General features: G+C 67.7%; 22 protein-coding genes. 14 read left to right on the top strand and 8 right to left on the bottom strand.

Annotated elements, in window-relative coordinates:
• The first annotated feature begins 24 nt into the window (after positions 1 to 24).
• Entirely contained in the window at positions 25 to 585 is a 561-nt protein-coding gene (locus tag ACZYSP_RS05190) for a cytochrome b (RefSeq protein WP_093073394.1), read from the top strand.
• The gene (locus ACZYSP_RS05185) at positions 582 to 1,442 is read left to right on the top strand and encodes an alpha/beta fold hydrolase (protein WP_093073396.1); all 861 of its coding nucleotides are present in this window, start codon (positions 582 to 584) and stop codon (positions 1,440 to 1,442) included. The genes ACZYSP_RS05190 and ACZYSP_RS05185 overlap by 4 nt, the downstream gene beginning before the upstream one ends.
• A 3-nt stretch (positions 1,443 to 1,445) precedes the next feature.
• Here the strand turns inward: ACZYSP_RS05185 and ACZYSP_RS05180 are convergent, their stop codons facing one another.
• Together ACZYSP_RS05180 and ACZYSP_RS05175 are read right to left on the bottom strand one after the other, a co-directional pair.
• Positions 1,446 to 2,453 carry a Bug family tripartite tricarboxylate transporter substrate binding protein gene (locus ACZYSP_RS05180; RefSeq protein WP_093073398.1) on the bottom strand — a complete coding sequence of 336 codons (1,008 nt, stop codon included), beginning with the start codon at positions 2,451 to 2,453 and terminating at the stop codon, positions 1,446 to 1,448.
• Positions 2,450 to 3,445 (bottom strand): Bug family tripartite tricarboxylate transporter substrate binding protein, encoded by a 996-nt coding sequence (locus ACZYSP_RS05175; RefSeq protein ID WP_093073400.1) that lies wholly within the window; start codon positions 3,443 to 3,445, stop codon positions 2,450 to 2,452. The genes ACZYSP_RS05180 and ACZYSP_RS05175 overlap by 4 nt, the downstream gene beginning before the upstream one ends.
• A 155-nt stretch (positions 3,446 to 3,600) precedes the next feature.
• On the opposite strand from ACZYSP_RS05175, the gene ACZYSP_RS05170 reads away from it, so the two are divergent.
• The 7 genes from ACZYSP_RS05170 (at position 3,601) to ACZYSP_RS05140 (ending at position 11,725) form a co-directional block, all read left to right on the top strand.
• Entirely contained in the window at positions 3,601 to 5,061 is a 1,461-nt protein-coding gene (locus ACZYSP_RS05170) for an FAD-dependent oxidoreductase (protein WP_093075095.1), read from the top strand.
• 85 nt (positions 5,062 to 5,146) lie between these two features.
• Positions 5,147 to 5,989, top strand: coding sequence for an IclR family transcriptional regulator (locus tag ACZYSP_RS05165; protein ID WP_489013031.1), 843 nt, complete (start codon positions 5,147 to 5,149; stop codon positions 5,987 to 5,989).
• Positions 5,990 to 6,042: 53 nt separating this feature from the next.
• Positions 6,043 to 7,338, top strand: a complete 1,296-nt coding sequence (locus ACZYSP_RS05160; RefSeq protein WP_093073403.1) for an aconitase X — start codon at positions 6,043 to 6,045, stop codon at positions 7,336 to 7,338.
• Positions 7,335 to 7,793, top strand: coding sequence for an aconitase X swivel domain-containing protein (locus ACZYSP_RS05155; protein ID WP_093073405.1), 459 nt, complete (start codon positions 7,335 to 7,337; stop codon positions 7,791 to 7,793). Before ACZYSP_RS05160 ends, ACZYSP_RS05155 begins: the two co-directional genes overlap by 4 nt.
• A complete protein-coding gene (gene ilvD, locus ACZYSP_RS05150; RefSeq protein WP_093073407.1) occupies positions 7,790 to 9,490 on the top strand; it encodes a dihydroxy-acid dehydratase in 1,701 nt (566 codons plus the stop codon). Before ACZYSP_RS05155 ends, ilvD begins: the two co-directional genes overlap by 4 nt.
• A gap of 120 nt (positions 9,491 to 9,610) precedes the next feature.
• Positions 9,611 to 10,738, top strand: a complete 1,128-nt coding sequence (locus tag ACZYSP_RS05145) for a porin (RefSeq protein ID WP_093055759.1) — start codon at positions 9,611 to 9,613, stop codon at positions 10,736 to 10,738.
• A gap of 15 nt (positions 10,739 to 10,753) precedes the next feature.
• Positions 10,754 to 11,725, top strand: a complete 972-nt coding sequence (locus tag ACZYSP_RS05140) for a Bug family tripartite tricarboxylate transporter substrate binding protein (RefSeq protein ID WP_093073409.1) — start codon at positions 10,754 to 10,756, stop codon at positions 11,723 to 11,725.
• Here ACZYSP_RS05140 and ACZYSP_RS05135 read toward each other — a convergent pair.
• Positions 11,712 to 12,647, bottom strand: a complete 936-nt coding sequence (locus ACZYSP_RS05135) for an aldo/keto reductase (RefSeq protein WP_354336352.1) — start codon at positions 12,645 to 12,647, stop codon at positions 11,712 to 11,714. The two genes, ACZYSP_RS05140 and ACZYSP_RS05135, sit on opposite strands and share 14 nt — an antisense overlap.
• Before the next feature lie 99 nt (positions 12,648 to 12,746).
• On the opposite strand from ACZYSP_RS05135, the gene imuA reads away from it, so the two are divergent.
• The 4 genes from imuA (at position 12,747) to ACZYSP_RS05115 (ending at position 19,239) form a co-directional block, all read left to right on the top strand.
• Positions 12,747 to 13,553: a translesion DNA synthesis-associated protein ImuA gene (gene imuA / locus ACZYSP_RS05130; RefSeq protein ID WP_489013027.1), complete on the top strand. Its 807-nt coding sequence runs from the start codon at positions 12,747 to 12,749 to the stop codon at positions 13,551 to 13,553.
• Complete coding sequence (locus tag ACZYSP_RS05125) at positions 13,522 to 14,886, top strand: Y-family DNA polymerase (RefSeq protein WP_093073413.1); 1,365 nt, start codon at positions 13,522 to 13,524, stop codon at positions 14,884 to 14,886. The genes imuA and ACZYSP_RS05125 overlap by 32 nt, the downstream gene beginning before the upstream one ends.
• The gene (locus tag ACZYSP_RS05120; protein WP_093073415.1) at positions 14,879 to 18,247 is read left to right on the top strand and encodes an error-prone DNA polymerase; all 3,369 of its coding nucleotides are present in this window, start codon (positions 14,879 to 14,881) and stop codon (positions 18,245 to 18,247) included. Before ACZYSP_RS05125 ends, ACZYSP_RS05120 begins: the two co-directional genes overlap by 8 nt.
• Before the next feature lie 80 nt (positions 18,248 to 18,327).
• Positions 18,328 to 19,239 (top strand): hypothetical protein, encoded by a 912-nt coding sequence (locus ACZYSP_RS05115; protein ID WP_093073417.1) that lies wholly within the window; start codon positions 18,328 to 18,330, stop codon positions 19,237 to 19,239.
• A gap of 15 nt (positions 19,240 to 19,254) precedes the next feature.
• Here ACZYSP_RS05115 and ACZYSP_RS05110 read toward each other — a convergent pair whose 3' ends face one another.
• The 4 genes from ACZYSP_RS05110 to ACZYSP_RS05095 all read right to left on the bottom strand — a co-directional run bounded on the left by ACZYSP_RS05110 (position 19,255) and on the right by ACZYSP_RS05095 (position 22,377).
• Positions 19,255 to 20,268 (bottom strand): phosphotransferase enzyme family protein, encoded by a 1,014-nt coding sequence (locus ACZYSP_RS05110; protein ID WP_354336350.1) that lies wholly within the window; start codon positions 20,266 to 20,268, stop codon positions 19,255 to 19,257.
• A 33-nt stretch (positions 20,269 to 20,301) separates the two neighbouring features.
• A complete protein-coding gene (thpR, locus tag ACZYSP_RS05105) occupies positions 20,302 to 20,823 on the bottom strand; it encodes an RNA 2',3'-cyclic phosphodiesterase (RefSeq protein WP_093073421.1) in 522 nt (173 codons plus the stop codon).
• 11 nt (positions 20,824 to 20,834) lie between these two features.
• The gene (locus ACZYSP_RS05100) at positions 20,835 to 21,032 is read right to left on the bottom strand and encodes a hypothetical protein (RefSeq protein WP_093073423.1); all 198 of its coding nucleotides are present in this window, start codon (positions 21,030 to 21,032) and stop codon (positions 20,835 to 20,837) included.
• A gap of 70 nt (positions 21,033 to 21,102) precedes the next feature.
• Positions 21,103 to 22,377 (bottom strand): SGNH/GDSL hydrolase family protein, encoded by a 1,275-nt coding sequence (locus tag ACZYSP_RS05095; protein ID WP_093073425.1) that lies wholly within the window; start codon positions 22,375 to 22,377, stop codon positions 21,103 to 21,105.
• A gap of 111 nt (positions 22,378 to 22,488) precedes the next feature.
• Here ACZYSP_RS05095 and ACZYSP_RS05090 point away from each other — a divergent pair, with 111 nt between their 5' ends.
• Positions 22,489 to 23,400, top strand: a complete 912-nt coding sequence (locus tag ACZYSP_RS05090) for a LysR family transcriptional regulator (RefSeq protein WP_093073427.1) — start codon at positions 22,489 to 22,491, stop codon at positions 23,398 to 23,400.
• Here ACZYSP_RS05090 and ACZYSP_RS05085 read toward each other — a convergent pair.
• Positions 23,397 to 25,643, bottom strand: coding sequence for a DUF6351 family protein (locus tag ACZYSP_RS05085; protein ID WP_143047747.1), 2,247 nt, complete (start codon positions 25,641 to 25,643; stop codon positions 23,397 to 23,399). The genes ACZYSP_RS05090 and ACZYSP_RS05085 overlap by 4 nt on opposite strands.
• Positions 25,644 to 25,700: the final 57 nt, after the last annotated feature.

Below are 25,700 nucleotides of genomic sequence, written 5' to 3'. Positions count from 1 at the left end.
GCCCCACGCCCGAAAATTCCCCGCATGCTCGCACAAACCCGCTACACCCGAACCGCGATCGCGCTGCACTGGCTGATAGCCGTGCTCATGGCCGTCAACATCGCCCTGATCCTGCTGGTCGACCACTACCCCGACGACTGGGTGCGCCCGGCCGTCGACACCCACAAGTCGATCGGCATCACGGTGCTGGGCCTGGTGATTTTGCGGCTCCTGTGGCGCGCCACGCACAAGCCGCCGGCCATGCCGGGCTCGTACGGTGCGCTCGAACGGTTCGCGGCGCATGCGGCCCACGGCGCCTTGTATCTGCTGATGATCCTGCTGCCGCTGTCGGGCTGGATGCACGACTCGGCCTGGAAAGACGCCGCCACCCACCCGATGCAGCTTTTCGGCCTGTTCGAATGGCCGCGCATCGGCTGGATCATGGCCATCGAGCCCACCATGAAGGAAACCTGGCACACCGTGCTGGGCGGCGTGCATGTCTGGGCGGGCTATGTGCTTTACGTGCTCTTCGCGCTGCACGTGCTGGGCGCGCTCAAGCACCAATTCTTCGACGGCGAGGCCGAACTCCAGCGGATGCTGCCATGACCACACAAGAAGAAACCGAGGCCCGCGAGGCCATCGCCCGCATCGACGCGCTGTCGACCCACTACGACCCGGTGCACGAGGGCGTGCGCGTGCGCTGGCGCCGCTTCGGCACCGACACCGCCCGGCCCCCGCTGGTGCTGCTGCACGGCGGCCATGGCAGCTGGATGCACTGGCTGCGCAACGCCGAGGCGCTATCGGCCGACCGCACGCTGTGGCTGCCCGACATGCCAGGTTTCAACGAATCCGATGCGCCGCCGCGCGTGGCGCCGGGCGAAGACTCGCTGCCACCGCTGCTTGATGCGCTCGGCGGCACGCTCGACCAGCTCATCGGCGCTGGCACGCCCATCGACCTCGGCGGCTTCTCCTTCGGCGGCTTGACGGCTGCACGGTTCGCAGTGCGACGCGGAGCCATCCGCCGCTTCGCGCTCGTGGGCAGCGGCGGCCACGGCACGCTGCGGCGCATGACGGCTCAGATGATCAACTGGCGCGCCGCCCCAGACCGAGAGGCGGAACGCGCCGCATTGCTGAACAACCTGGCCGCGCTGATGCTGCACGACCCGGCAGCCATCGACGCGCTGGCCTTCGAGATCCATGACATCTCGTGCCATGGCACGCGCTTTCGCAGCAAGGAGGTGTCGCAGTCGGGCGGGCTGCAGCAGGCGCTCGGTACGCTGGGCGTGCCTACGCTGCTGCTGTGGGGCGAGTACGACGTCACCGCCGACCCGCGCCCGCTGGTGGCGCGGCTGGTGGCCGAAGGCCCGGGGCGCGAAGGCGTGGTGATCGACGGCGCCGGGCACTGGGCGCAGTACGAGCGCGCCGACGAAGTCAATGCGCGGCTGCTGGAGTTCTTTCGCTGAACCCTATTGCTGCTGCTTCACCAGCCCCAGCTTGCGGATGATGTCGCCCCACTGCTCGTAGGTCGCGCGCGTCAGCGCGGCCAGCTCCGCGGGGCTCGACGACTCGGCTTCGTACGCGCCCTGGCGGAAGAAGTCGCGCGTGGCCGGCATCGCCAGCACCTGCGCCAGCGCGGCATGCAGTTTCTCGACCACCGGAGCCGGCATGCGCGCCGGCCCATAGAAACCCAGCCAGCTCGGCATGTCCACGCCGCTCACGCCCTGTTCGCCCATGGTGGGCACGTCGGGCAGCATCGGGCTGCGCTTGGGCGCCGCTACGGCCAGCATGCGCACCTTGCCGGTGGCCGTGTTCTGTATGGCGTTGGGCGCGGCATCGAAGTAGTACTGCACGCGGCCTGCGAGAAAGTCTTTTGCGGCGTCGGCGCCGCCCTTGTAGGGCACGTGCACCACGTCCAACCCCGCCTGCCGCGCGAAGGCCTCGCCGTAGATGTGCGACGAGGTGCCGGTGCCGAAGGAGGCGTAGCTCATCTTCCCCGGGTTGGCCTTGATGTACGCCACCAGCTCCTGCACCGTGCGCGCCGGCACGCTCGCATGCACGGTCAGCACCAGCGGCCCGCGCGCGCCTAGCGAGATCGGCGTCAGGTCCTTGAACGGGTCGTAGCGCACCTGCGCCAGCGTCTGCGGGTTCTGCGCCACCACGGAGGAGGGCGCGTACATGAAGGTGTAGCCGTCGGGCACGGCGCGGATCACCTCTTCAGTCGCAAGGATGAAGCTCGCGCCCGGCCGGTTCTCGACGATCACCGGCGTCTGCAGCACCTCGGCGAGCTTGTTGGCGACGAAGCGTGCCTGCGAGTCCGACGCGCCACCGGCCGCCAGCCCCAGCACGATGCGAATGGTGCGGCCCTTGTCCGGAAAAGGTGCGGCGGCATGGGCTGCCAGCAGTGGCATGGCCGCACCGAGCGCAAGCCAGGCGGTAAAGCGGCGGCGATCAAGAAGGGAGCGCATGCCGCTCATTGCTTGGCCAACCCGACCTGCTGCACCATCGCGCCCCAGCTGTCGTAGGTCGAGCGCGTGATGCCGGCAAACTCCTCCGGCGTGGTGCCCCCGGCCTCGTAGCCGCCGCTGCGATAGAAATCGCGCACCTGCGGCATCGCCAGCACCTTCGCGAGCGCCGTGTTGAGCTTTTCGACCACCGGCGCCGGCATGCGCGCCGGCCCGTAGAAGCCCAGCCAGCTCGGCAGGTCGAGGCCCGCGTAGCCTTGCTCGGCGAATGTGGGTACGTCGGGCAGCGCGGCAATGCGCGCGTTGGCGGCCACCGCGAGGATCTTCACCTTGCCCGTGGCCGAGGTGATGATGGCCGACGAGGCCGAGTCGAACATGTACTGCACGCGTCCGCCGATCAGGTCTTTCGCCGCGTCGGAGCCGCCCTTGTACGGGATGTGCACCGCGTCGATGCCGGTCTTCTTCACGAAGGCCTCGCCGTAGATGTGCGACGAGGTTCCCGCGCCGAACGAGGCATAGCTCACCTTGCCGGGGTGCGCCTTCACGTAGGCCACCAGTTCCTTCACGTTGTTCACCGGCACGCTGGTGCTCAGCGACAGCACCAGCGGCCCGCGCCCGCCCATCGAGATGGCGGTGAAGTCCTTGAACGGGTCGTAGGGCACCTGGGCGAATGTGTGCGGGTTCTGCGCCATGGTGGACGAGGGCGCGTACAGCAGCGTATAGCCGTCGGGCAGGGCGCGCGACACCTCGTTGGCCGCCAGCATGGTGCTGGCGCCGGGCTTGTTGTCGACGATCACGCTGGTGCCCAGCACCTCGCCGAGCTTCTGCGCCACGATGCGCGCCTGCGCATCAGTGCCGCCGCCGGCGGTGAAGCCCACGACGATGCGGATGGGCTTGCCGCGCGCCGGAAAGTCCTGCGCCACGGCCAGTGATGCAAGGCCCAGGAAGGCTGCGGCGCCGAGGGCCGAGCCGAAGGCACGGCGGGTGCCGTGAAGTTTCTTCATCGATGTCTCCGTTGGATTTCTTTTTCTATATTGATCTTGAAAACCATAAAAATCCATATTTACTAGGGAATACCCCAGAGATATGGCTTTTGAGTTTGACAAAATGGAAAGTGAAATCAAAATACGACGAAACAAGCCAAGCCGAGAACGCATTCATGAAAACTGTCGTCCGTACCGACGAGCGCATCCTGTCTTCCGACATCTTCGACCGCGACAGCCGCGTCAAGCGGCCTGACCACGGCAGCTGGGCCGAGCCCGGCAAGAGCATTCCGGTCTATCACCGCTGCGGCGTGCTGGTGGTCGGAGGCGGCCCGTCGGGCACGGCGGCCGCAGCAGCAGCGGCCCGCGCGGGCGCCGATGTGGCGCTGCTGGAGCGCTACAACCACCTGGGAGGCCTGTCGACCGGCGGCCTCGTCATCTGGATCGACCGCATGACCGACTGGGAAGGCAAGCTGGTGATCCGCGGCTTCGCCGAAGAGCTGTTCGACCGACTGCCGGCCGACGCCATCGCCGGCCCCTCGCCTGCAGACTGGGGCTCGCAGGACACGGCCAAGGCCGCACACTGGTCGCAGCGCACTGCCGCCTATCACGGCGTCGTCACCTGGTCGCCCACCATCGACCCCGAGCGGCTGAAGCTGCTCTCGCAAGAGATCGTGCTGGAGCGCAAGGTCAAGCTCATCTACCACTCATGGGCCGCCATTCCCATCGTGCAGGACGGTGCCGTCAAGGGCGTGGTGTTCGAGAGCAAGGAAGGCCGCATGGCCATCATGGCCGACGTGGTGGTCGACGCCACCGGCGACGGCGACCTGTTCGCCCGCGCCGGCGCCGACTACGTGAACGACATCGAAGAGGCCGACGTGCACCACTGCATGAACACCTCGTGGCTCTTCGGCGGCGTGGACATGAACCGCTGGATCGAGTTCAAGGCCGGCCAGCCCGAGGCCTTCACCGCCTTCATGGCGGGCGGCCGCGAGCAATGCGGCCTGTTCGAGCGGCCTTTCGTCTCGTGGCGCAACGACGTTGCCCTCTTCATGGGGCCGCGCCAGTCGGGCTACTCGGCGCTCGACGTGGACGACCTCACTGCCGTGGAAGTGCGCTCGCACCGCGCCATGGCCGCGCACCTGGACTACTTCCGCGCCCATGCACCGGGCTTCGAGAACGCCTACCTGATGCTGAGCGCGCCGCAGATCGGCGTGCGCCATGCGCGTCGCCTGAGCGGCGTGGGCTCGGTGCTGCGCAGCCAGTGGCCCGACGGTGTGCCGCTGGCCGACGAGATCGGCGTGTCGCCCGCGGTGTCGCCGAAGTTTCCGAACATCTCCATTCCCTACGGCGCGCTGGTGCCGCAGAAGCTCGACGGCCTGCTGGCCTGCGGGCGCCACATCTCGTGCGACCGCAACTCGCACGGCTTCATGCGCGAGATTCCCCAGTGCTGGATAACCGGCCAGGCCGCGGGCGTGGCGGCGGCGCTGGCATCGCGCGGCGGCATCGCGCCGCGCTTCATCGACGTGGGGGCGCTGCAGTCCGAGCTGCTGGCCCAGGGCGTGTACCTGCGAGCCGGGGCACCCGGAATTGGGCAGGGCGTGGCGTCGCCTGCAACGGCCGAAGCCGGCGCCTGAGCCATCGGCCATGACCCCGGACGCCCTCTCTTCGCGAGCCTCTACATTGGAGAGTCCTGAGAAGAGTCTTGCAAAGGGTCCCTCCATGTCCACTGAAAAAAACGACACCTCCTTTTCCGCGGCCGAACCGGTGGAAGTGCGCGGCGAGCGCTCCGACACCGTGAGCGCGCTGGAGCGCGGCATCTCGGTGCTGCGCTGCTTCAGCGAAGAACGCCCGGTGCTGGGCCATGCCGACATTGCGCGCATCACCGGTATTCCGCGCCCCACCGTCAACCGGCTGGTCGCCACGCTGCTCTCGCTGGGCATGCTCAAGCCCGCGCAGGCGGCCGACCGCTTCATGCTCGGGCCGGGCGTGGTGTCGCTGTCGCGCGTGTTCCTCGGCAGCCTCGACGTGCGCGCCGCAGCTCGGCCCAGCATGCAGGCGATGGCGGAGGAGGTGGGTGCCTCGGTCTACCTCGCGATCCGCGACGGCATGGAGATGGTGCTCATCGAAGCCTGCCGCCCGCGCTCGTCGATGCTCTCGGCGCGGCTCGACGTGGGCTCGCGCGCGCCGCTGGCCAACTCGGCGCTCGGCCGCTCGTACCTCTCGGCATTGCCCGAGGTGCAGCGCAACCAGCTGATCGATTCGATGCGCCTGCTGCGTGGCCCCGAGTGGGACAGCATCGCGCCGAACATGAATCGCGCCATCGGCGAATCGAAGCGGCTGGGCTATTGCCTGTCGCTCGGCGAATTCCACCGCGAGATCAACTCCGTGTCGGTGCCCCTCATCGGGCCTGACGGCGAAGTGATGTCGCTCAACGGCGGCGGCGCTGCCTTCGTCTTCACCGAGGAGCGCCTGCGCAACGAACTCGCACCGCGCCTGCACGACATCGCGCTGAGCATTGCGCGCGACATCGGCGGCCACGTGCCCACACCCTCGCCGGGCTAGCAGGCCCGGCCGGGGTTCACCCCCCACGACACAGAAGAACGGAGACACAGGCCATGCACCTGAGCGATGAAGAAAAAGCCATGTACGACGGGCGCGACGGCCCGGCCGTGCAGAAGGCGATGGACCTGCTGATGCGCTACGGCGAGGCATTGGGCGCCGAGCGGCTGGTCGAGACGCGCAACGTCTGCGCCACCATCACATCGACCACGCCCTTCCAGCGCGACTTCGCGCTCGCCAAGGGCGGCGGCATGGATGCGGTGTTCTCCGAATTCAGCCTCGACAGCCAGGAAACCGTCGAGATCCCGAAGTTCAAGGTCTTCACCAGCCACCTGCAGCTGGGCTTCGACCCCGGCCAGCCCGAGCGCATGGGCGTGAGCGAGGAGATCGTCCAGTTCTACAACAAGAGCGAGCGGCATGCAGCCGGCTTGGGCGCGCAGATCATGAACACCTGCACGCCTTACCAGGTCGGCAACATCCCGACGCGCGGCGAGCACTGCGCGTGGATGGAGTCGTCGGCGGTCGTGTATTGCAATTCGGTGCTGGGCGCGCGCACCAACACCGAAGGCCGCGAGAGCACGGGTGCCGCCATGCTCACCGGACGTATTCCGTATTGGGGCTATCACCTCGACGAGAATCGCCGCGCCACGCACGTGGTCGAGCTAGACATCGAGGTCGAGTCTGTGCAGGACTGGGGCCTGCTCGGCTACTACATCGGCGAGCACGTGCAGGAGCGCGTGCCGGTGGTGCACAGCAGGCGCGGCATTGGCCGCGTACCCAACCTGCCGCGGCTCAAGCACTTCGGCGCCGCGGCATCTTCATCGGGTGGCGTGGAGATGTATCACATTGCCGGCATCACGCCCGAGGCGCTCACGCTCGAGCAGGCGCTCGGCGGCCGTGCGCCGGTCGAGGTGCTGCGCTACGGCGAGGCCGAGCGCCGCGCCACCTACGAGAAGATCAACGTCACGGGCAAGGACTCGGAAATCCAGTACGTGATGCTGGGCTGCCCGCACTACACCATCGAGCAGATCTGGGAGGCCGCGCAGCTCATCGAGGGCCGCAAGGTGCATCCGAGCTGCGAGCTGTGGATCTTCACGCCGCGCGCCATCAAGTCACTGGCCGATCGCAACGGATACACGAAGATCATCGAGGACGCGGGCGGAATCATCATGAGCGACAGCTGCTCCGCCATGAGCCGCGCCGTGCCCAAGGGCACGAAGACGGTGGCGCTCGATTCGGCCAAGCAGGCCCACTACCTGCCCGCCATCCTCGGCGTGCAGGCCTGGTTCGGCAGCACGGCCGAATGCATCGATGCCGCCTGCACCGGCCGCTGGAACGGAGGCTACGCATGAGCGACGCAGTCATCACGGAGAAAACCATCGTCATCCGTGGCCGCAAGGTGGTGGGCGGCGTAGCCGAGGGCGAGGCCCTGGTCACGCGCGACCGCATCTCGGGCTGGGGCGGCATCGATCCGCGCACCGGCACCGTCATCGAGACGCGGCACGAACTGCGCGGCCAGAGCTTCGCGGGCAAGGTGCTGGTGTTTCCGGGAGCCAAGGGCTCGTCGGGCTGGTCGGCGATGTTCCACATGACGCGGCTCATGAACTCGGCGCCGGCAGCATTCCTCTTCAACGAGATGACGACCAAGATGGCGCTGGGCGCCGTGGTCACGCACTCGCCCTCGATGACCGACTTCGAGCGCGACCCGCTCGAGTGCATCGCAACCGGCGATTGGGTGCGCGTGGACGCCGACCGCGGCGTGATCGAGATCACCAAGAAGAACAACGCATCCGGAGATCGCTCATGACCCGCCCCCTGCGCAGCAACTTCCCGCGCGGCTCCTACCTGTGGTCGGTGCGCAATGCGCACTGGCGCGCGCTCGGCATTCCGGAAGAGGATTGCGAGAAGCCCAAGATCGCCGTCGTCAACAGTTCGTCGGAGCTGGCCGCCTGCTTCAGCCATCTCGACCGCGTGGCGGGGGAGATAAAGGCCGCGATCCGCGCCGCGGGCGGCATTCCTTTCGAGATCCGCACGGCAGCGCCCAGCGACTTCATCACCGGCGCCGGCGCGCGCGGCGCCTACATGCTTGGCGCACGCGATCTGGTCACCAACGACATCGAGGTGGCAGTCGAAGGCGCACAGCTCGACGGCATGGTGTGCCTCACCTCCTGCGACAAGACGGTGCCGGGCCAGCTCATGGCTGCCGCTCGGCTCAACATTCCGACGCTGCTGGTGCCCTGCGGCTACCAGCCCAGCGGCGAGTACCGCGGCAGGCACATGGACATCGAGGAAGTGTTCATCGGCGCGATGCACGCTGTCACCGGCAACCTGCCGGTGGAAGAACTCGTGGGCATGAGCCGCGAAGCAATCCGCGGGCCGGGCGTGTGCTCGGGCCTGGGCACCGCGAACTCGATGCACATCGTCTGCGAAGCGCTCGGCATGGCCTTGCCCGGCAGCGCGCCGGTGGCCGCGCTGAGCGAGAAGATGATGGCCGACGTGCGCGCCGCGGGCACGCGCATCGTGCAGATGGTGTGGAACGACCTGAAGCCGCGCGACATCCTCTCGCCCGGCGCTTTCGTCAACGCGGTGCGCGCGGTGCTTTCCGTCGGCGGCTCGCTCAACACCGCCAAGCACCTGCAGGCGATAGCGACCGAGGGGGAGTGCGGCGTCGACGTGTACGGCCTCTTCGAAAGCCTCGGCCCCACGACACCGGTGCTGGCCGGCGTGCGGCCCATCGGCGAGCATTCCATCGAAGCCTTCGAGGCAGCGGGCGGTTGCCGCGCGCTGATGAAGCAGCTCGAACCCTTGCTCGACACCAGTGCGCTGACGGTCACCGGTGGCACGGTGGCAGAGAACCTGCGCAACGCCGAAGTGGCCGACGCCGAAGTGATCCGCCCCATCGACCGCCCGGTCGCACCGCTGCCGGCCATCGTGCTGCTGCGCGGCAACCTCGCGCCCGAATCGGGCCTCATCAAGACCGGCATCGCAGAGCGCAAGGTGCGGCGCTTCACCGGGCCGGCCGTGTGCTTCTGGACATCTGACGCAGCCATCGCCGCGCTGAAGAAGGGCGAGATCGTGCCCGGCCAGGTGGTCGTGATGCGCGGCGCCGGCGCCTGCGGCGGTCCGGCCATGGGTGGCGGGGCATCGCGCGTGGTCTTCGCTGTCGATGGCGCGGGCCTCGGCGACCAGGTCGCACTGCTCACCGACGGGCATCTCTCGGGCCTCGTCTGCAAGGGGCTCGTGGTGGCCGAGGTGTCGCCCGAAGCCGCGCTGGGCGGCCCGCTCGGGCTGGTGCGCGACGGCGACGTGATCACCATCGACCTCGACGCGCGCCGCCTCGACATCGCGCTGACCGACGCCGAACTCCAGGCCCGTCGCGCCGACTGGCAGGCGCCGCCGCCGGCCTTCGACACCGGCTGGCTGCAGCAGTACCGGCGCAACGTGAGTCCGCTCTCCAAGGGCGCAGTGCTCGTGCGCACCGAACGCCCCGAGCCCTCGAGCTAGACCTTTTTCATCCCCGGCCTTCGCCAACCGGTGCGAACCCCCGTTCGCACCCGGTGGCGCAGCCCTGCGCGCGATTCCAGAGTTTTTCAACCGAAGAGAAGAAGCAGGAGACAAAAAACCATGAAGAGATTTTTGATGTGGTCGGCGCTGGGGCTGGCAAGCAGCGGCGCGGCGCATGCGCAATCCAGCGTCACCGTGTTCGGCGTGGTGGACCTCGGCATCCAGTACACGAGCGGCGCCGGCAGCGGCTCGGTCAAGGCGCTGTCGAACGGCGGGCTCTCGACCAGCCGGCTCGGATTTCGCGGCACCGAAGACCTGGGCGGCGGACTGCGCGCGGGCTTCTGGCTCGAAGGCAGCCTGAACCCCGACAACGGCACCGGCCGGCCGAGCAACAGCAACAACCAGACGAGCGGCGCGGGCGCGGCAGGGCCCATAACCTTCGACCGCATGTCCTTCGTGAGCCTCTCGTCGGACACGCTGGGCGAAGTGCGGCTGGGCCACGACTTCATTCCCACGCACTACAACAGCATCTACTTCGACCCCTTCAACGCCAACGGCGTGGCGCGCGCGGGCAACCTCACCTTCGCGGGCGCGGGCACCGGGCCGCTGCCCACGGCCATCACCGGCAGCAACACGGTGAGCTACTGGCTGCCGCCCAACATCGGCGGCTTCTACGGCATGGCGATGGTCGGCACCGGCGAGAACGACTCCACCGTTGCGAACCGCGACGACGGCAACTTCGCCGGCGCGCGCTTCGGCTTCGCCTCGGGCGCATTCGACATCGCGGCGGCCGTCACGCGCTCGCACTTCGACGCCACCACCACCATCGGCAACTACACGCACGCCAACATCGGCGGCTCGTGGGATGCGGGCTTCGCGAAGTTCTTCGCGCTCTACAACAAGGTGACGGTGAAGCTCGCGGGCGGCACGGTGCGCAAGAACACCACCGAGATCGGCGCGCACATTCCGGCTTTCGAGGTCGGCCGCATCCGCATCAGCTATGCCTACCTCGACGACCGCAGCGACGAGAGCCTGCGCAACGCCAACGGCATGCCGCGCAACCGCGACGACGCGCGGCAGTTCGGCATCGGCTACGTGCACAACCTCTCCAAGCGCACCGCGCTCTACGGCACCTATGCGCGGTTGATGAACAGCGGGCAGGCCCGCTATGTGGTCAGCGGCGGCGTTGCACCGGGCGCAGGGCAGCGCTCGTCGGGGTGGGAATTCGGTGTGCGGCATCTCTTCTGAACCAAGGAGCCTTTCATGCGACGCAGAACCCTGACCATGGCGGCGCTCCCGGCTCTTGCGGCCGCGATGCTGCCCGGCGCGGCGGCCTGGAGCGCCGATGCGTATCCGAACAAGCCGCTGCGGCTGATCGTGGGCTTCGCGCCCGGCGGCGGCGCCGACGTGCTCACGCGAATCATCGCGGAGGGGCTGTCGAAGCAGCTCGGCCAGCAGGTGATCGTGGAGAACCGGCCCGGCGCCGACGGCGTGCTTGCGGCGCAGGCCACCTCGTCGGCCAGGCCTGATGGCTACACGCTGCTGATGGGCACCAACACCGCGATGGTGGCGGCGCCCACGCTGCGGCCGACGCCGCCCTACGACCCGTTCAAGGCCTTCACGCCGATCAGCTCGGCCGGGCAGTTCTCGATGTTCCTCGTGGTGCCGACGAGCCTGCCGGTGAAGAGCGTGAACGAACTGCTGGCAATGGTCTCGGCCAAGCCGGGCGCCTACAACTCGGCATCGAGCAACAGCGCTTCGGAGCTTGCGATGCTGCAGCTGCTGGGTGACCGCAAGGTGGTCAACGCGCGCTACAAGGGCGACATGCAGGCCATGACCGACCTGCTGGGCGGCCAGATCCAGATGATGTTCACCACCGGCACGCTGGCGCCGGGCTTCGTGAAGGAAGGGCGCATCCGCGCGCTGGTAACGCTGCTGCCGCAGCGCAGCGGCCTGCTGCCCGACGTGCCGACCGGCGGCGAACTGGGGCTGGGCAAGCTCACCATCACGCCATGGGCCGGCTTCTTCGGGCCGCCGGGGCTGCCGCAGGCGATTACCGACAAGCTCTCGCTGGAGCTGCAGAACACGCTCAAGCGGCCAGACGTGCATGCCCAACTGGTGCAGCAGGGCTTCGAGGGCTACGGCATGAGCCCCGCGAAGTTCGCCGAGTTCTTCCGCACGCAGTACGACGCCTTCGGCGCCACCGTGCGGGAGCACAACGTCAAGTTCGAATAGCGGCGGCCTCGCGGCGCCAGAAGGCGGCATCGGGGAATGTGCCTGCGCCGGCCGCAGCGTTGTCCGCCATGTGCTCGCCGCGGCTGGTGCCGGGAATCGTGCAGGTCACCGTCGGGTGGCTCAGCACGAACTTCAGCAGCACCTGCGCCCAGCTCGTGCAGCCGATCTCGCCGGCCCACGCGGGCAGCGGCTTGTCGCGAAGCCGGCGCAGCAGGCCACCGCCGCCGAAGGGCATGTTGACGATCACCGCCACGCCGCGCTCGGCCGCCAGCGGCAGCAGGCGCTGCTCGGCCTCGCGCGCGTCGAGCGAATAGTTGATCTGCAGAAAGTCGAGCTTCTCGGCGCGCAGCACGGCCTCGACCTCGTCGTAGGCCGAGGCCGTGTAGTGCGTGATGCCGATGTAGCGCACGCGGCCTTTCTCCTTCCAGCCGCGCAGCGTGGCGAGGTGCGTGCGCCAGTCGACGAGGTTGTGCACCTGCATCAGGTCCATGCGCTGCGTGCGCAGCCGCGCGAACGATTGCTCCATCTGCGCAATGCCGGCCTCGCGGCCCGAGGTCCAGACCTTGGTGGCAAGAAAGGCTTTGTCGCGCGGCTTCGCTGCGGCCAGCAGCTCGCCGGTGGTTTCCTCGGAGCGGCCGTACATCGGCGAGCTGTCGATCATCGTGCCGCCGGCCGCGAACAGGGCGTCGAGCACGCCGGGAAGGCGCTTGTATTCCTCGCTGCCGGGGCGCTGGTCGAAGCCGATCCAGGTGCCGCAGCCGATCACGGGCAGGGCTTCCTGGGTGGAGGGGATGGGGCGGGTGTTCATGGCGGACTTGCTCTGCGGTTGTGCGGAGGCGGGGAGCGCGGCGCTTGCGCACAGCGCGGCGCCCAGGCGCAGCAGTTCGGCGCGGGTGAGAGGGAAATCCTTCGAGGGCGGCATCGGCGGCCAGTATCCGACGATGGGGCAAAAAAGAGAAAAGCAGCTTTCTTGTCGTGGGCCATGGAATACTGTATAAAAATACAGTTAACAGTCTTCACCATGGGCCTTCCTTTCCTCGACTCCTTTTCCGCTGCCGCAGGCCGTGGCGTCTGGCATGCCGACGAACTCGGCCTGGCCGACGCGCAGGTCGTCGCCACCGGCCACACTGCGCTCGACGCGCAGTTGCCGGGTGGCGGCTGGCCGGTCGGCGCGATGACGGAGCTGCTGCAGGCCGTGCCCGAGGCTCATGTCTGGCGGCTGCTGCTGCCCGCGCTGGCGCAGGCGGTGCAGGCGCGGGGCGGGCCGGTGGTGCTGGTCGGTGCACCTTATGAGCCTTGCGGGCCGTCGCTCGCGGCGCAGGGACTGCCGGTGGAGGCCCTCATGTGGATCAGGAGCGAGGCTCCGGCCGCGCGGCTGTGGGCCTGCGAGCAGGCACTGCGCTGCGCGGACATCGCCGCCGTCGTGGCCTGGCTGCCGCAGGCGCGGGTGGGTGAGCTGCGGCGGCTGCAGCTGGCGGCTGCGCAGCACGAGGTGCTGCTGTTCGTGTGCCGGCCCGAATCGGTCGCGCTGTCGGCCTCGCCGGCGCGGCTGCGCATTCGTGCCGGGCGCTGCGAGGCTGACGCATCGCAGATCGAGCTGCACATCCTCAAGCGTCGCGGCCCGCCGCTGGCCACGCCGGTGATGCTGCCGGCGCGCAACGAACGCATGACCGCATTGCTGGCCGCCGCCCGGCTGCGCCGCAAGCTGCGTCTGCAGCAACTGGGTACGGTGCCGGCCGGCGAGTCGGCAACCTCGGCGACCGTGGTGCGCATCGACGCGTGGAAAGGAGGCCCGGATGCACTGGATCGCCTTGCGGTGGTCGCTTGACGCCGACACGCCCGATGCTCCTGTCTTGCCCACGCCCGAAGCGCTGGGCTGGTGGGCGCTGCAGTACACGCCCCACGTGGCTTGGCAAGACGAGGCACTGATGCTCGAAGTCTCCGCCTGCGAGCGCCTGTGGGGCGGGCGGTTGCAGCTGATGCGCCAGTTGCTTGCCGACAACCCCGCGCCCGACGTTCGCATGCAGGGTGCGCAGGGCGCCACGAGCCTGATCGCGCTGGCCCGGCTGCGCCTGTTCGTGCGACAGGAAAAGCGGCCGCAGGAGGTGCCGGCCGGACTGCCTCTCGACACTCTGAGCGCCGCGCGCGAACACCTCGACCTGCTTGCGCGCCTGGGTTGCCGCACTTGGGGCGAGGTGGCGGCGCTTCCGCGCGGCGGCCTCACGCGGCGCTTCGGCGCAGGGCTGCGCGAGGCGCTCGACGCCGCATGGGGCCTGCGCCCCGAAAGCCATGCCTGGCTCACGCTGCCCGACGTGTTCGAGCAGAAGCTGGAGCTGCCCGCGCTGGCCGAGACCGCCCCCGAACTCATGTGGTCGGCCAACCGGCTGCTGTCGGCCCTGCAGATCTGGCTGCGTGCCCGCCAGCGTGGTGCGCGCGCGCTCGAACTGGAGTGGACGCTCGATCTCAAGCGCTTCAATGGCGTGAACCTGCCGCCGCACCAGCAAGTCACCGTGCGCACGGCCGAGCCCACGCAGGACATGGCGCACCTGCGCCGCCTGCTGTCCGAAAAACTGGCCCTCACCACGCTGGCCGCGCCCGCGAGCTGGCTCAGGCTGCGCACGCTCGAAACCGATCCGTGGGCTGGCGCCAGCACCAGCTTTCTGCCGGAAGACAACCGCAAGGGCGACAGGCTGCACGAGATGGTCGAGCGGCTCAGCGTGCGGCTCGGAGCGCAGCAGGTGGTGGTGCCGTCGGCGCAGGCCGACCACCGGCCCGAGCGCAAGCAGGCATGGCAGCCCGCGCTGCAGAAAGAAAAGGAAAAGGCGCCCGGCGACAAGGCCCGCAAGGAAGCAAAGGCCGCAAGGGCCGCGGCGTCGCAGCCCGATGCCATCTACCCGCCGTGGCTGCTGCCCGAGCCGCTGCTGCTCGAAATGGACGGCGAGCGCCCGTGCTATCGCGGCCCGTTGAGCAGGCTGATCGGGCCGCAGCGTGTCGAGACGGGCTGGTGGGGCGACAAGGAAGACGGCGGCCAGCCCGCGATGCGCGACTACTACGTCGCGGAAAGCCCCGAAGCCGGGCTGGTGTGGATCTTTCGCGAGCGGCCCGCCGCGCGCTTTTCTTCCGGCGAGGTGCGCTGGTATCTGCAGGGCTTCTATGCCTGACCTGAGCGGCAAGCAACTGCGCGGGCGCAACTCGGCCAAGGTGCATGCGCTGCCGTTGCCGCTGCGCAAAAAAGCCGCGCCGACGCTGCCGGACTATGCCGAGCTGCATTGCCTGACCAACTTCAGCTTCCAGCGGGGCGCTTCGACGCCGGAGCAGATGGTGGAGCGGGCCTACCAGCTCGGCTATATCGCGCTTGCCATTACCGACGAATGCTCGGTGGCGGGCATCGTGCGGGCCCATGTGGCCCTGCGCGACCTTCCGGCGAAGCTGGCCGAGCACGAGCGCGAGCATCCCGACGAGCCGGAGATCCCGCGTAACTCCGCTTTCCGCCTGCTGTTCGGCAGCGAGTTCCAGTTCGAGCGCTTCAAGCTTGTGGTGATCGCAAACGACACCGAGGGCTGGGGCAACCTGTGCGAGTTCATCACCGCCGCGCGCAACACCGAACTGCCCAAGGGCGAGTACCGCGTGAGCTGGGAAGACAGCGACGTGGCTTCGCTGCAGCACTGCCAGGTTCTTTTCGTACCGCATCGCAACCCCGGCGGTGCGATGGATGTTGCGACGCTGCACGAAGACCTGATGGCCGCCAAGGCGCTGTACGGCGAAAACCTCTGGCTGGCCGTGGAGCTGTTCAACGAACTCGACGACGACCTCTGGTTCGTCACGCTGATGCAGGCGGGCGAGGAAACAGGCGTGCCGCTCGTGGCCGCCGGTGACGTGCGCATGGACGTGCGCTCGCAGAAGCCGTTGCACGACGTGCTGACGGCGGTGCGCGAAGGCAAGACGGTGGCCGAATGCGGCTTTGCGCTGCAGTCGAATGCCGAGCGGCATCTGCGGCCGCGCATGCGGCTGGCGGAACTTTATTTTCAGGAGATGCTGACGAACACGCTTTTGGTGGCCGGGCGGTGCAGGTTCGACCCTGAAGTGATCCGCGAGAACTACAAGTACCCGCTTGAGAGCGTGGGAAACCACGAGACGCCGGCGCAGACGCTGGTGCGCAAGACGTGGGAAGGGGCACTCGAAAGGTATCCGCTTGAAAGGTATGCCTCGGGTATTCCGGAGAGCGTTTGCCGGCAGGTCCGCAAGGAGCTCGATCTCATCATCGACCTCGAATACGAGATGTTCTTTCTCACGGTGGAAAACATTGTCGGCTTCGCAAAATCGCAGAAGATCCTTTGCCAAGGGCGTGGGTCATCCGCGAACTCGGCGGTGTGCTACTGCCTTGGCATCACAGCTATCGACCCAGATAAGGGCACGCTCCTGTTCGAGCGCTTCCTGAGCCGCCATCGCCGCGAGCCGCCCGACATCGACGTCGACTTCGAGCACCAGCGGCGCGAGGAAGTCATCCAGTACATCTACGAAAAATATGGCCGCGACCGTGCCGCCATCGCCGCCGTCGTCATCTGCTATCGCGCACGCAGCGCGTTGCGCGACGTGGGCAAGGCCATCGGCATCGACGAGCGGTTGATTGACGAGTTCGCGAAAGACCACTACTGGTTCGACGAGACAGTGCTCGGCGAGCAATTGCGCCAGGCTTCGGCGCGCGTCGGTGTCGAGGAGGACGAACTCAAGCTGATGCACTGGATCGAGATGACGCAGCGGCTCAAGGGCTTTCCGCGCCACCTGAGCCAGCACGTGGGCGGCTTCGTGCTCACGCACACGAAGCTCACGCGGCTGGTACCGGTCGAGAAGGCGTCGATGAAAGACCGCTCCGTCATCCAGTGGGAGAAGGACGATCTCGAAGCGATGGGCATGCTCAAGGTCGATGTGCTCGCGCTCGGCATGCTCAGCGCGATCCGCCGGGGGCTCGCTCACATGAATCGCTGGCGGGGCTCGATGCTGGAGATGCACCAGATACCGAGCGACGACCAGAAGGTGTTCGACATGATCTGCGACGCCGACACCATCGGCGTGTTCCAGATCGAGAGCCGGGCGCAGATGTCGATGCTGCCGCGCCTGAAGCCGCGAACGTACGAAGACCTGGTGATCGAGGTTGCCATCGTGCGGCCCGGGCCCATACAAGGCGGCATGGTGCATCCGTATCTCAAGCAGCGGGAGCGGAAGCGCAACAACCTGCCTATCCACTATGAGAAGGAAGAGCTGCGCCCTGCGTTGGAGCGAACGCTGGGCATTCCGATCTTCCAGGAGCAGGTGATGCAGATCGCCATGATCGCGGCCAAGTTCACGGCCGACGAGGCCGATCAACTGCGGCGTGCCATGGCGGCATGGAAGCGCAAGGGCGGCCTCGACAAATTCCACGAAAAGCTCGTGAATGGCATGGTCAAAAACGGATACCCCAGGGCATTCGCCGAGGCCATCTTCAAGCAGGTCATGGGCTTCGGCGACTACGGCTTCCCCGAAAGCCACGCCGCCAGCTTTGCGCTGCTGGTAACGGTGAGCAGCTGGCTCAAGAACTACGAGCCGGCCTGCTTCCTCGCCGCGTTGCTCGATTCGCAACCGATGGGCTTCTACAGCCCGTCGCAGCTCGTTCAGGACGCACGTCGCCATGGCGTCGAGGTGCGCCCGGTCGACGTCACGCGCAGCGAACTCGACACCACGCTCGAAGCCCGTGATCCCGATGCGCTGCGTTCTCCAGGCATCGATCCACGCTACATCGACCGCCTCGGCAACGAGAACCAGCCTGCGGTGCGGCTGGGCCTGAACCGCATATCGAGCCTCAGCAAGGGTGGCGCCGAGCGCCTGCTCAAAGCACGCGACCAATCGCCCTTCACGAGCACCGAAGACCTTGCCCTGCGCGCCGAACTCGACGGCAAGGACATGGCCGCGCTGGCCGCCGCCGATGCGCTGATGTCGCTCTCGGGCCATCGGCGCCAGCAGGTGTGGGACGCCACCGCGCAGCACCGGTCGCCGGCTCTGCTGCGGGGCGTGCCGATCAACGAGCAGGCGCTGCTGCTGCCGGCCGCGCCCGAGGGGGAGGAGATCGTCGGCGACTACGCGGCGCTCGGTCTCACGCTGCGCCGCCATCCGCTCGCGCTGCTGCGCCCGCGCCTTGCGCGCATGAAGCTCATGAGCGCGGCCGAACTGCGTTCGCTGCCCAGCGGGCAGACCGCGCGCGCCTGCGGCATCGTCAAGGGACGGCAGCGCCCACAGACCGCCAACGGCACCATCTTCGTCACGCTGGAGGACGAGACGGGCAACGTCAACGTCATCGTCTGGAGCCATGTCATCGAGGCCTGGCGCGAGCCGCTGCTCAAGTCGCACCTGCTCGCAGTGCAGGGCACATGGCAGCGCGACGACGACAGCGGCGGCAAGGTGCAGCACCTGATCGCCACGGGCTTCAGGGACCTGACGCCGCTCATGGGCCGGCTCGCGCAGAGCAACACGAGCCGCGACTTTCATTGACGCGGGAAGGGAACGACCGAATGCAACCGATCGTTCCATGCCTCGCGCCTTCCTCCGCTTTTCGCTAACCTGTTTCCGCCATGTCCGCACTCGCCGCTTTCGACCCCATCGTCGCCACGCCTATCGGGCCGCCGCCACCAGCGCCCGATGTGCCCGTGCCACCACCGCCGCCGCCCATGCCACCGCCGGAGGGCGACCCGCCACCAGTCGTGCCGCCTGTGACCGACCCCGGCTTTCCGCCACCGGTGGTGGAGCCTCCGCCACCGATGCAGACGGCGGTGCCGTTCGGCAAGCCGCATGCGCGGCGCCTGCGCGAGATCTACCGTTCGGCCGGCTGGCCGTGCTGCGACACCATCGAGGTCGAACTGCTCGCCAGCGGCTATCTGGAGCGCGTGCGTACGGTGCACGGCCACGAGACGCTGCGCGTGACCGACACCGGCATTGCGCGCATCGCCACCACGCTCACCATCAACCGCGCCGCGCTGTCGCCGCACGAAGCGCTGGTGGAGCGCGTGGCGCGCGAGATGACGCGCGGCGGCCGCATCGCATGGCGCGGCCTGGGCTTGCGCGCCCGACTGCCGCCGCTGGAAGAGGGCGACAAGCCGCGCTGGTGCGTTGCGCGGCCCGATGTGTTCTCCATCCGCAATACCAGCGTGGAGGCTTACGCGCACCCCATCGTGCACGAGGTAAAGGTGAGCCGCGCCGACCTGCTGGGCGACCTGCGCAAGCCCGACAAGCGCGCGGCGTACCTCGACCTGGGTGGCGAGTGCTGGTACGTGCTGGGCAACGACGCGAAGGGCCGCTGCATCGCCAAACCAGAAGAAGTGCCGGTCGAATGCGGCGTGATGGTGCTGGAGGGCGAACGCCTTGTGGTCGCGCGAGCGGCCGTGCATCGCGCGTTCGATCGCATTCCGTTCGCGGTGTGGCTTGCGCTGGCCAAGGCGCAGCCGATTGCCGGATTCGAGGACGACGTGCAGGACATGCTGATCTGACGACCTCGGGCCGGGTCAGGTGATGTCGTCGTAGCTCCGGTGCGCGATGGCGACGACGTCGCCGGGCAGGAACTGGCTCTGCATCTGGCGCAGGCCTTCTTCGCGGTCTTCAGCACTGGCCGTGGCATCGAACATCTGGTCGCAGAACTCGAGCACGTCTTTTGCGATGCGTTCGTAGCGGTAGTAGGCGAGGGCGACGAGGTCGATGTCTTTAAGTCCGTAGCCTTCGTAGAACAGCGCTTCTTCCTGCGGCTGGTTCCACACGTGGCCGACGCCACCGCCGATGAACATCAGGTCGCGCTCTTTCGGGGCGAGGATGAGCGTGTCCCAGTCGACGATGGAAATGCGGTCGTTGTCGCCGACGAGAACATTGCCCGCGTGGAGATCGGAGTGGCACAGCACCAGCTGCGGCGGGCGTTCGAGCAGGATGGAGGCGAGCTGTTCGCTGCGATAGACGACGGTGTCGATCTCTTCCGCATGCTCCTCCCAGAAGGCGAGGAAGCGCTTGACGATGTCGTCGCCCTTCACGCCGTTGATGAACCGGCGCTGGTAGCGGCGGACGCCTTCACGCCAGTGGTGGGCGTAGTGCTCTTTGGGAAGACCGGCCGACAGCGCTTCGGGTAGTTCGGTGCGATGGATCGCGCCCAATGCGGTGCCGAGCGCGGTCCATTGGCGGTTCGTCAATGTGCGTTCGAAACCGTTCTTGCCGTCGAAGAAGGGATAGAGCGCCCAGTCGAAACCGTGGCCTTGCGCGCTGAGTTGCCGGCTCGTTGTGGGCAACGGTGCCATCACTGCTTCGATGCCTTGCTCGTGGTGAAGGAAGGCTGGGACCGCGACGACCGGCTGGTCGAAATCGCCTCTGCGCAGCTTGAGGAAGTACGCGGCGCCGTCACTCGCATTGATGCGAAAGACGGCGGAGTTCACATCCGCGCCGAGGGGCAGGAATTCGATGCGGGCGTCGTGCAGGCCATAGGCATCGGCGAGGTATTGCGCGACGGTTTCGCGCGACAGGTCGGGGGGCGTCAGCATGCAGCCACTGTAGCGCCGGAGGAATGCCGCACCTCAATGCAGGGGGTAGGAGCCGAGAGGTTCGTGGTTAAACGGATGCGTTAAGTGCGAACGGACCAGTCGGAACTCTGTTGCCGTCCAGCGGATGGGCTCCAGGGAAGTGGGCCTTGCTGCGCGTTCGGCGTCCCGTGCGATCGTGACGTGCGGCGTCCATCCACGGACATGGACATCGAGGGAAAAGCCGGCTCGCACCAGCGCACGGCTGATGTCGTACTGAAGGCGCCGCAAATCTTCATGCTCCGACGGTTGCACTACCGAGGCGTCGTTCGACCATGTGCAGGAGCGGTCGAGCGTGAGTTGCAGTGGCTGCATCGACACTTCGGAGAGCGCGGCGCGCAGACGTTGCTCGGCGTTGCCCTGCTGATCGGGGAGGTACTGGAGCGTCAGGTGCAGGCGGTCTACGGGCGGAAAGGAGCAGCCTCTGGGCCACCACCAGTTCTTGCGGTGCGCCTCTATTTCAGCTTGCACTTCCCTGGCGGGAAAGAGTCCGACGAGAAGCTTATTGGACTCGGCCATCGGGCGCTTCTTCAGGATTCAGACGGCCACCAGCTCTCGGCCGTCGTGCGGATGACGCGCGCTGCCTGCACGCGAATGTCCCCCTTGTCGCGGGTCACTTTGAAAGGCCAGGTCGAGATCCGACCCGTACGGGAGGGAGGCTGCAACTGGTGCAACCTGGAGAAAAAAAGAACCTGCGCAGTGAGCGCAGGCGGATTGGCGGTGGTCATCGGCGTCGCCTTGAAGTTGTTCTTGGAGACGACGAATTTTAGAGAAATACTGTATTTATGTACAGTATTTTCAGGGTCGAGCAGGCGTGCCCAGCAGAGCATCCAGGTCGACCGCCGCTGCCATCGCCCTGTAACCCGCATCGCCCGGATGCAAGTGGTCGCCCGAGTCCATCGCCGCCTTCAGCCGCGAGGGCCGGGCCGGGTCGCGCAACACCGCGTCGAAGTCGACCACGGCGTCGAACGCGCCGCCTTCGCGGATCCAGCGGTTCACGGCCTGGCGCACCTTGTCCTTGTCGGGCGAGTAGTGGCCTTCGAGCGGTGTGCCCTCCAGCGCGCGTTCGGTCGGCGCGATGGTGCCGGCCATGATGCGCACGTTGTGGGCATGGGCCAGCTCCGCCAGCTGCCGCAGGCCCTGGATGACGGCTTCCGCGCGCACGGCGGGTTCGTTTGGTGCGAACGGGCCGCCGGGCCAGCCGATGTCGTTGGTGCCCAGCAGCACGATCATGGCGCGCACGCCCGGCTGGGCGAACACATCGCGGCCTGCGCGTTCCAGGCCGGCGCGGCCCATGCCGTCCTTCAGCAGGCGGCCGCCGGAGATGCCGGCGTTGAGCACCGCGACATTGCGCCCCACCAGCCGCTCGGCCAGCGCGTCGGGCCAGCGGGTGTTGGCGCTGGGCGTGGAGCCGTTGCCATCGGTCAGCGAATCGCCGAGGGTGACGACGGTGGTTGGTGGCTGGGGTGTCTCGACGATCAGGCCGCTGACGTAGACACGGGTGCTCCATTGCGTTGCCGCTGCCGGCAGGTGCGCGGCGCCGGTCAGGTCGCCATCGGCCACGTAGGCGATCTGCCGCGCATCGAAGTGAAAGCCCGCGGGCTGGCTCGGCCGCGGCAGATAAAGCGACACCGCAACCTTGCCGAGAGCGGGCATGGCGATGTCCACCGGGTCGCTGACCAGCCGCGCGCCGGGCGGGATGGTGACGTCGGCCTGCCCGCCGAAGCGCAGCGGCCGGTCGCTGCCCTCGACCACCGCGGAGCCTTCGGCATGCCGGGCCACGCGCGCTGCGCCGATGTACAGCGGCGCCACCCCGCCTTCGTTGCTGATCACCACGCGCAGCCGCGACCCGCCGATGCTCAGCCGCGCCACCTGGCGCACGGTCTGCCGGTTGAACTGGAAGGGCAGGCCGGTGGGCAGCACGAAGTCGCCGTTCCAGATGGGTTGCGTGCTGGCCATCCAGCTGGGGCTCCAGTAGGCCGCCGGTTCTGCTGTTGAAGTTGCGGCTGTGGCGGCCAGGGTGAGCGCGAGGGCGCCGTGGCGCAGGATCGATGCGAGTGTCGATGTGGTCATGAGAAGAGGTCCTTGGATGAAAGCTGAAGCAAGGCCTCGACTTTCTTTCATGCGTATCCGGATGGGTAGACGGCAGAATGGCATCCAGACCATTCCAAATGCGAATACACCATGGACACCCTGCGCGCCCTCGAAGCCTTCGTGCACAGCGTGGAGCTGGGCAGCCTGTCGGGCGCGGCCCGCGCGCTCGACACCACGCAGCCCACCGTCAGCAAGCTGGTCGCGGGGCTGGAGCGTTCGCTCGGCGTGCGCCTGCTGCGGCGCACCGCAGCAGGCCTGAGCCTGACCGAGGAAGGCCAGCGCTTTCACGAGCGCGCACGGCGCATGCTGGAGGACTACGGCGACGCGGTGTCCGACGTGCGCGAAGGCATCCAGCAGCCGCGCGGCCTGCTGCGCATGAGCGCGCCGGTGACCATGGGCCAGCGGCATCTCAACGCGATGGCGGTGGAGTTCCTGGGCCTGTACCCGGACATCGAACTGGAGCTGGCGCTCGACGACCGCTTCGTCGATCCGCTGGAGGAGCGCATCGACGTTTCGCTGCGCGTCGGCGGCGCCTTGCCGCCCGACTTGGTCGCTCGCCACCTGGGCACGTGGCCGCGCGTGCTGGTCGCGTCACCGGACTACATCGCGGCACGCGGCAAGCCGCGCAAGCCTCAGGACCTGCTGGCGCACGACTACCTGCGCTACGCGGCGGGCGACGACGGCGTGCTGCTGCAAGGCCCCGATGGCCCCGTCACCGTGCCGGTGCGCAGCCGCTATCGGGTGAACAACGCGGTGGCTCTGCTCGACAGCGTGCTCGGCGGCGCCGGCATCTCGTTGCAGCCCACCTGGATGGTGGCCGACCTGCTCGCAGATGGCCGGCTGGTGCGCGTGCTCGGCCGCCACACCGGCCCGGCGCAGGAGGTGCACCTGCTGTATGCCCCGCGCCGCCGCCAGCCGCTGCGCGTGCGCGTGCTGGTGGACTTCCTGGCCGAGCGGGTGGCGAAGCTGCCGGGCGCCTCCCGCCCAACCTCGTCTCGCTAGTTCAGCGGCAGCCGCAAGAAGGTGCCGCGCAGCGCCTCCTGGCCCGCGCCCGGCTTGCTCCAGTCGCACACGCCGCTCGGGAAGATGGTCTGCAGGCGCGCCAGATCGGCGCCCGCAATGGTCACCGAGTAGTCAGCCGCATTCACCGGCTTCAGCTGGCACTTGAGCACGTCGTTGACCAGCGGCGTGCCAGCAACGAGGCGCGGCGTGCTGAAGCGCGGGTACACCACGTTGCAGCTGGCCGCCGGATTGGTCGACGCGGCTTCGTCGATGCGCGTGCCGCTCGCGTCCCAGCAGGCATCGTTCGCGCCAGCGGGCTTGTTGCGCACCACCTTGTCGATGGACGGTGCAGCCGTGTCGGCGGCCATGTTGTCCAGCCACTTGTTGATGAGGTCGAGCGAGGCCGACATGTAGTCGACGGGCGACTTCGATCCCAGCGTCCAGATGATCTGGTTGTCGCTGCGGCCGTTGGCGCGCTGCAGGCGGGCCCGGATGATCAGGTCCTGCATCGTGTCGTGGATGTCGCCCACGGCATCGGCATTGCCGCGCTGCGTGATGATCGGAATGTTCGCAAGGCCCGGTCCTTTGAAGCTGTTCTTGAAGCCGCCCGCGTAGGTGAGCTTCAGCGCATCGGGGTCTGCCACGGAGCGCGCAGCCTGCGTGTTGCCGTCGCCGTCGTAGCCGCCGACCTTCTCGTTCAGGTCGAGAAACTCCGTCACCGAGATCGCGCCGCTGTTCAGCGCGGCCAGGCCGTACTGCACGCCGACGTTGTCGATGGGGCGACGCGCCTCCTGCGTGCCGGCGCGCTTGCCGAGCAGGTTCACGTTGGTCTGGAACAGGTCGCAGCGGATGCCGTTGGGGTTGGTCGTGCGGTTGAACACGTTCGACACGTTGGCCGGTTCGAGAAAGCCGCAGCCCACCGCGTTGTCGGACTTGATGATGCTCGCGAAGGACAGGTCCCAGCTCGTGCAGGTGTTGGTGTTGAAGCCGTTCACCGCGTTTTGCTTGGCCGTGGTCCAGGTGGTGGTGTCGAGCTTGTAGACGTTGTTGAGCAGCCGGCACTCCATCACCTCGGGCATCAGCGTCTCGGGGAAGGACACGATGGGCTGGATGCCGTCGAGCAGGCCCGGGTAGAGCTGCGCGATCAGGTACTGCTGGATCGCGCCGCCCGAGCCGCCGAAGCCGACCGTCCACTTGGGCACGGCGCCGAATTCTTCGATGACGTGCTCCTTCAGCATCATCAGCGTCTCGCCCTGCAGGTGCGGGTTGGCGTGCTGGTTGTTCCAGAGCTCGGTCGAGTTCATGAAGGCGAAGCCGCGCGACAGCTGGATGTGGCCCACATCGCCGAGGATCGTCTCGATGGGATGCACGCCCTGGTTGTACTGGGCGGAACCGCAGCAGTCGAAGTACACGACGAGCTTCTTGTTCCAGCCCGCGCCGGGCTTCCAGGTGGCGGGTGCGTCCTTGGTCGGGTTGTCGAGCACCGCGAGTCGGTACACGCCGCGGTTGATGGTGCCCGACTCCACACGCACGATGTAGGGCACGGTGTTGCCGTCGTTGGTGGTGGTGGTCGCGAGGTCAGCGGGGCGCGTGCCCGTGGGGTCTGAAAGCGGTTTGAAAGTATTGGAGGTGCTGCGGTAGTACCAGACCACCTGCGTCGCGGCCGAGCAGTCGGCGTCGAGCGGCGAACCCAGGCCGTTCTGCACCGTGCGGCATTCATAGGGCGAGATGTGCGGGCCCGACAGGATGGGCCCGGTGATGGGGTAGTTGACCAGCTTCGTCTCAGTGCGCTGCGCAGTGTTGTCGGCGTTGCTGACCACCAGCGTATTGGTGCTGCCCGTGGTGCTGGAAGCATCCGTCGTGAGCCCGGTGACGAGGCCGCGCAGCACGCGGGCCGTGCTGTCGGCCACCGGCACCTGCGAACTCACGTCCTTGCCGTTCAGGCTTACGCGAACCTTGTCGAGCGCCACGCCAACGGGCGCGGTGATTTCGATCAGCGAGTCGCCGCCGCTGACCATGTCGGGCGACGACGAGAGCGTCTTCACCTGGAACGCGGCCGGCGTCTGCGTCGCGGGCGGTGGGCTGGCGCCGGGAATGAACGAAAACCCCGATCCGCCGTCGGAGCCTCCGCCGCATCCCGCGACGAGCAGAGCTCCTGCCATGGCGAGACCCGCGGCAAGGGCGCGGGGCCGGCGCGGCCACGGAAAAACCCGCTTGTGCGGGCGACGGGGTGTAGCGAACATGGACGTCTCCTGTGTTGTATGTCTTGAAAGAATACGAATGGACGTTCCGGGGCGCGG

This window comes from Variovorax sp. F042, assembly GCF_057814215.1.
This window is presented reverse-complemented; position numbering and strand designations above follow the sequence as displayed.

Excerpts from the sequence above, each read along its gene's own strand:
- ACZYSP_RS05190 (WP_093073394.1), top strand. The coding sequence starts at position 25 with ATGCTCGCACAAACCCGCTACACCCGAACCGCGATCGCGCTGCACTGG.
- ACZYSP_RS05185 (WP_093073396.1), top strand. The coding sequence starts at position 582 with ATGACCACACAAGAAGAAACCGAGGCCCGCGAGGCCATCGCCCGCATC.
- ACZYSP_RS05180 (WP_093073398.1), bottom strand. The coding sequence starts at position 2,453 with ATGAGCGGCATGCGCTCCCTTCTTGATCGCCGCCGCTTTACCGCCTGG.
- ACZYSP_RS05175 (WP_093073400.1), bottom strand. The coding sequence starts at position 3,445 with ATGAAGAAACTTCACGGCACCCGCCGTGCCTTCGGCTCGGCCCTCGGC.
- ACZYSP_RS05170 (WP_093075095.1), top strand. The coding sequence starts at position 3,601 with ATGAAAACTGTCGTCCGTACCGACGAGCGCATCCTGTCTTCCGACATC.
- ACZYSP_RS05165 (WP_489013031.1), top strand. The coding sequence starts at position 5,147 with ATGTCCACTGAAAAAAACGACACCTCCTTTTCCGCGGCCGAACCGGTG.
- ACZYSP_RS05160 (WP_093073403.1), top strand. The coding sequence starts at position 6,043 with ATGCACCTGAGCGATGAAGAAAAAGCCATGTACGACGGGCGCGACGGC.
- ACZYSP_RS05155 (WP_093073405.1), top strand. The coding sequence starts at position 7,335 with ATGAGCGACGCAGTCATCACGGAGAAAACCATCGTCATCCGTGGCCGC.
- ilvD (WP_093073407.1), top strand. The coding sequence starts at position 7,790 with ATGACCCGCCCCCTGCGCAGCAACTTCCCGCGCGGCTCCTACCTGTGG.
- ACZYSP_RS05145 (WP_093055759.1), top strand. The coding sequence starts at position 9,611 with ATGAAGAGATTTTTGATGTGGTCGGCGCTGGGGCTGGCAAGCAGCGGC.
- ACZYSP_RS05140 (WP_093073409.1), top strand. The coding sequence starts at position 10,754 with ATGCGACGCAGAACCCTGACCATGGCGGCGCTCCCGGCTCTTGCGGCC.
- ACZYSP_RS05135 (WP_354336352.1), bottom strand. The coding sequence starts at position 12,647 with ATGCCGCCCTCGAAGGATTTCCCTCTCACCCGCGCCGAACTGCTGCGC.
- imuA (WP_489013027.1), top strand. The coding sequence starts at position 12,747 with ATGGGCCTTCCTTTCCTCGACTCCTTTTCCGCTGCCGCAGGCCGTGGC.
- ACZYSP_RS05125 (WP_093073413.1), top strand. The coding sequence starts at position 13,522 with ATGCACTGGATCGCCTTGCGGTGGTCGCTTGACGCCGACACGCCCGAT.
- ACZYSP_RS05120 (WP_093073415.1), top strand. The coding sequence starts at position 14,879 with ATGCCTGACCTGAGCGGCAAGCAACTGCGCGGGCGCAACTCGGCCAAG.
- ACZYSP_RS05115 (WP_093073417.1), top strand. The coding sequence starts at position 18,328 with ATGTCCGCACTCGCCGCTTTCGACCCCATCGTCGCCACGCCTATCGGG.
- ACZYSP_RS05110 (WP_354336350.1), bottom strand. The coding sequence starts at position 20,268 with ATGCTGACGCCCCCCGACCTGTCGCGCGAAACCGTCGCGCAATACCTC.
- thpR (WP_093073421.1), bottom strand. The coding sequence starts at position 20,823 with ATGGCCGAGTCCAATAAGCTTCTCGTCGGACTCTTTCCCGCCAGGGAA.
- ACZYSP_RS05100 (WP_093073423.1), bottom strand. The coding sequence starts at position 21,032 with ATGACCACCGCCAATCCGCCTGCGCTCACTGCGCAGGTTCTTTTTTTC.
- ACZYSP_RS05095 (WP_093073425.1), bottom strand. The coding sequence starts at position 22,377 with ATGACCACATCGACACTCGCATCGATCCTGCGCCACGGCGCCCTCGCG.
- ACZYSP_RS05090 (WP_093073427.1), top strand. The coding sequence starts at position 22,489 with ATGGACACCCTGCGCGCCCTCGAAGCCTTCGTGCACAGCGTGGAGCTG.
- ACZYSP_RS05085 (WP_143047747.1), bottom strand. The coding sequence starts at position 25,643 with ATGTTCGCTACACCCCGTCGCCCGCACAAGCGGGTTTTTCCGTGGCCG.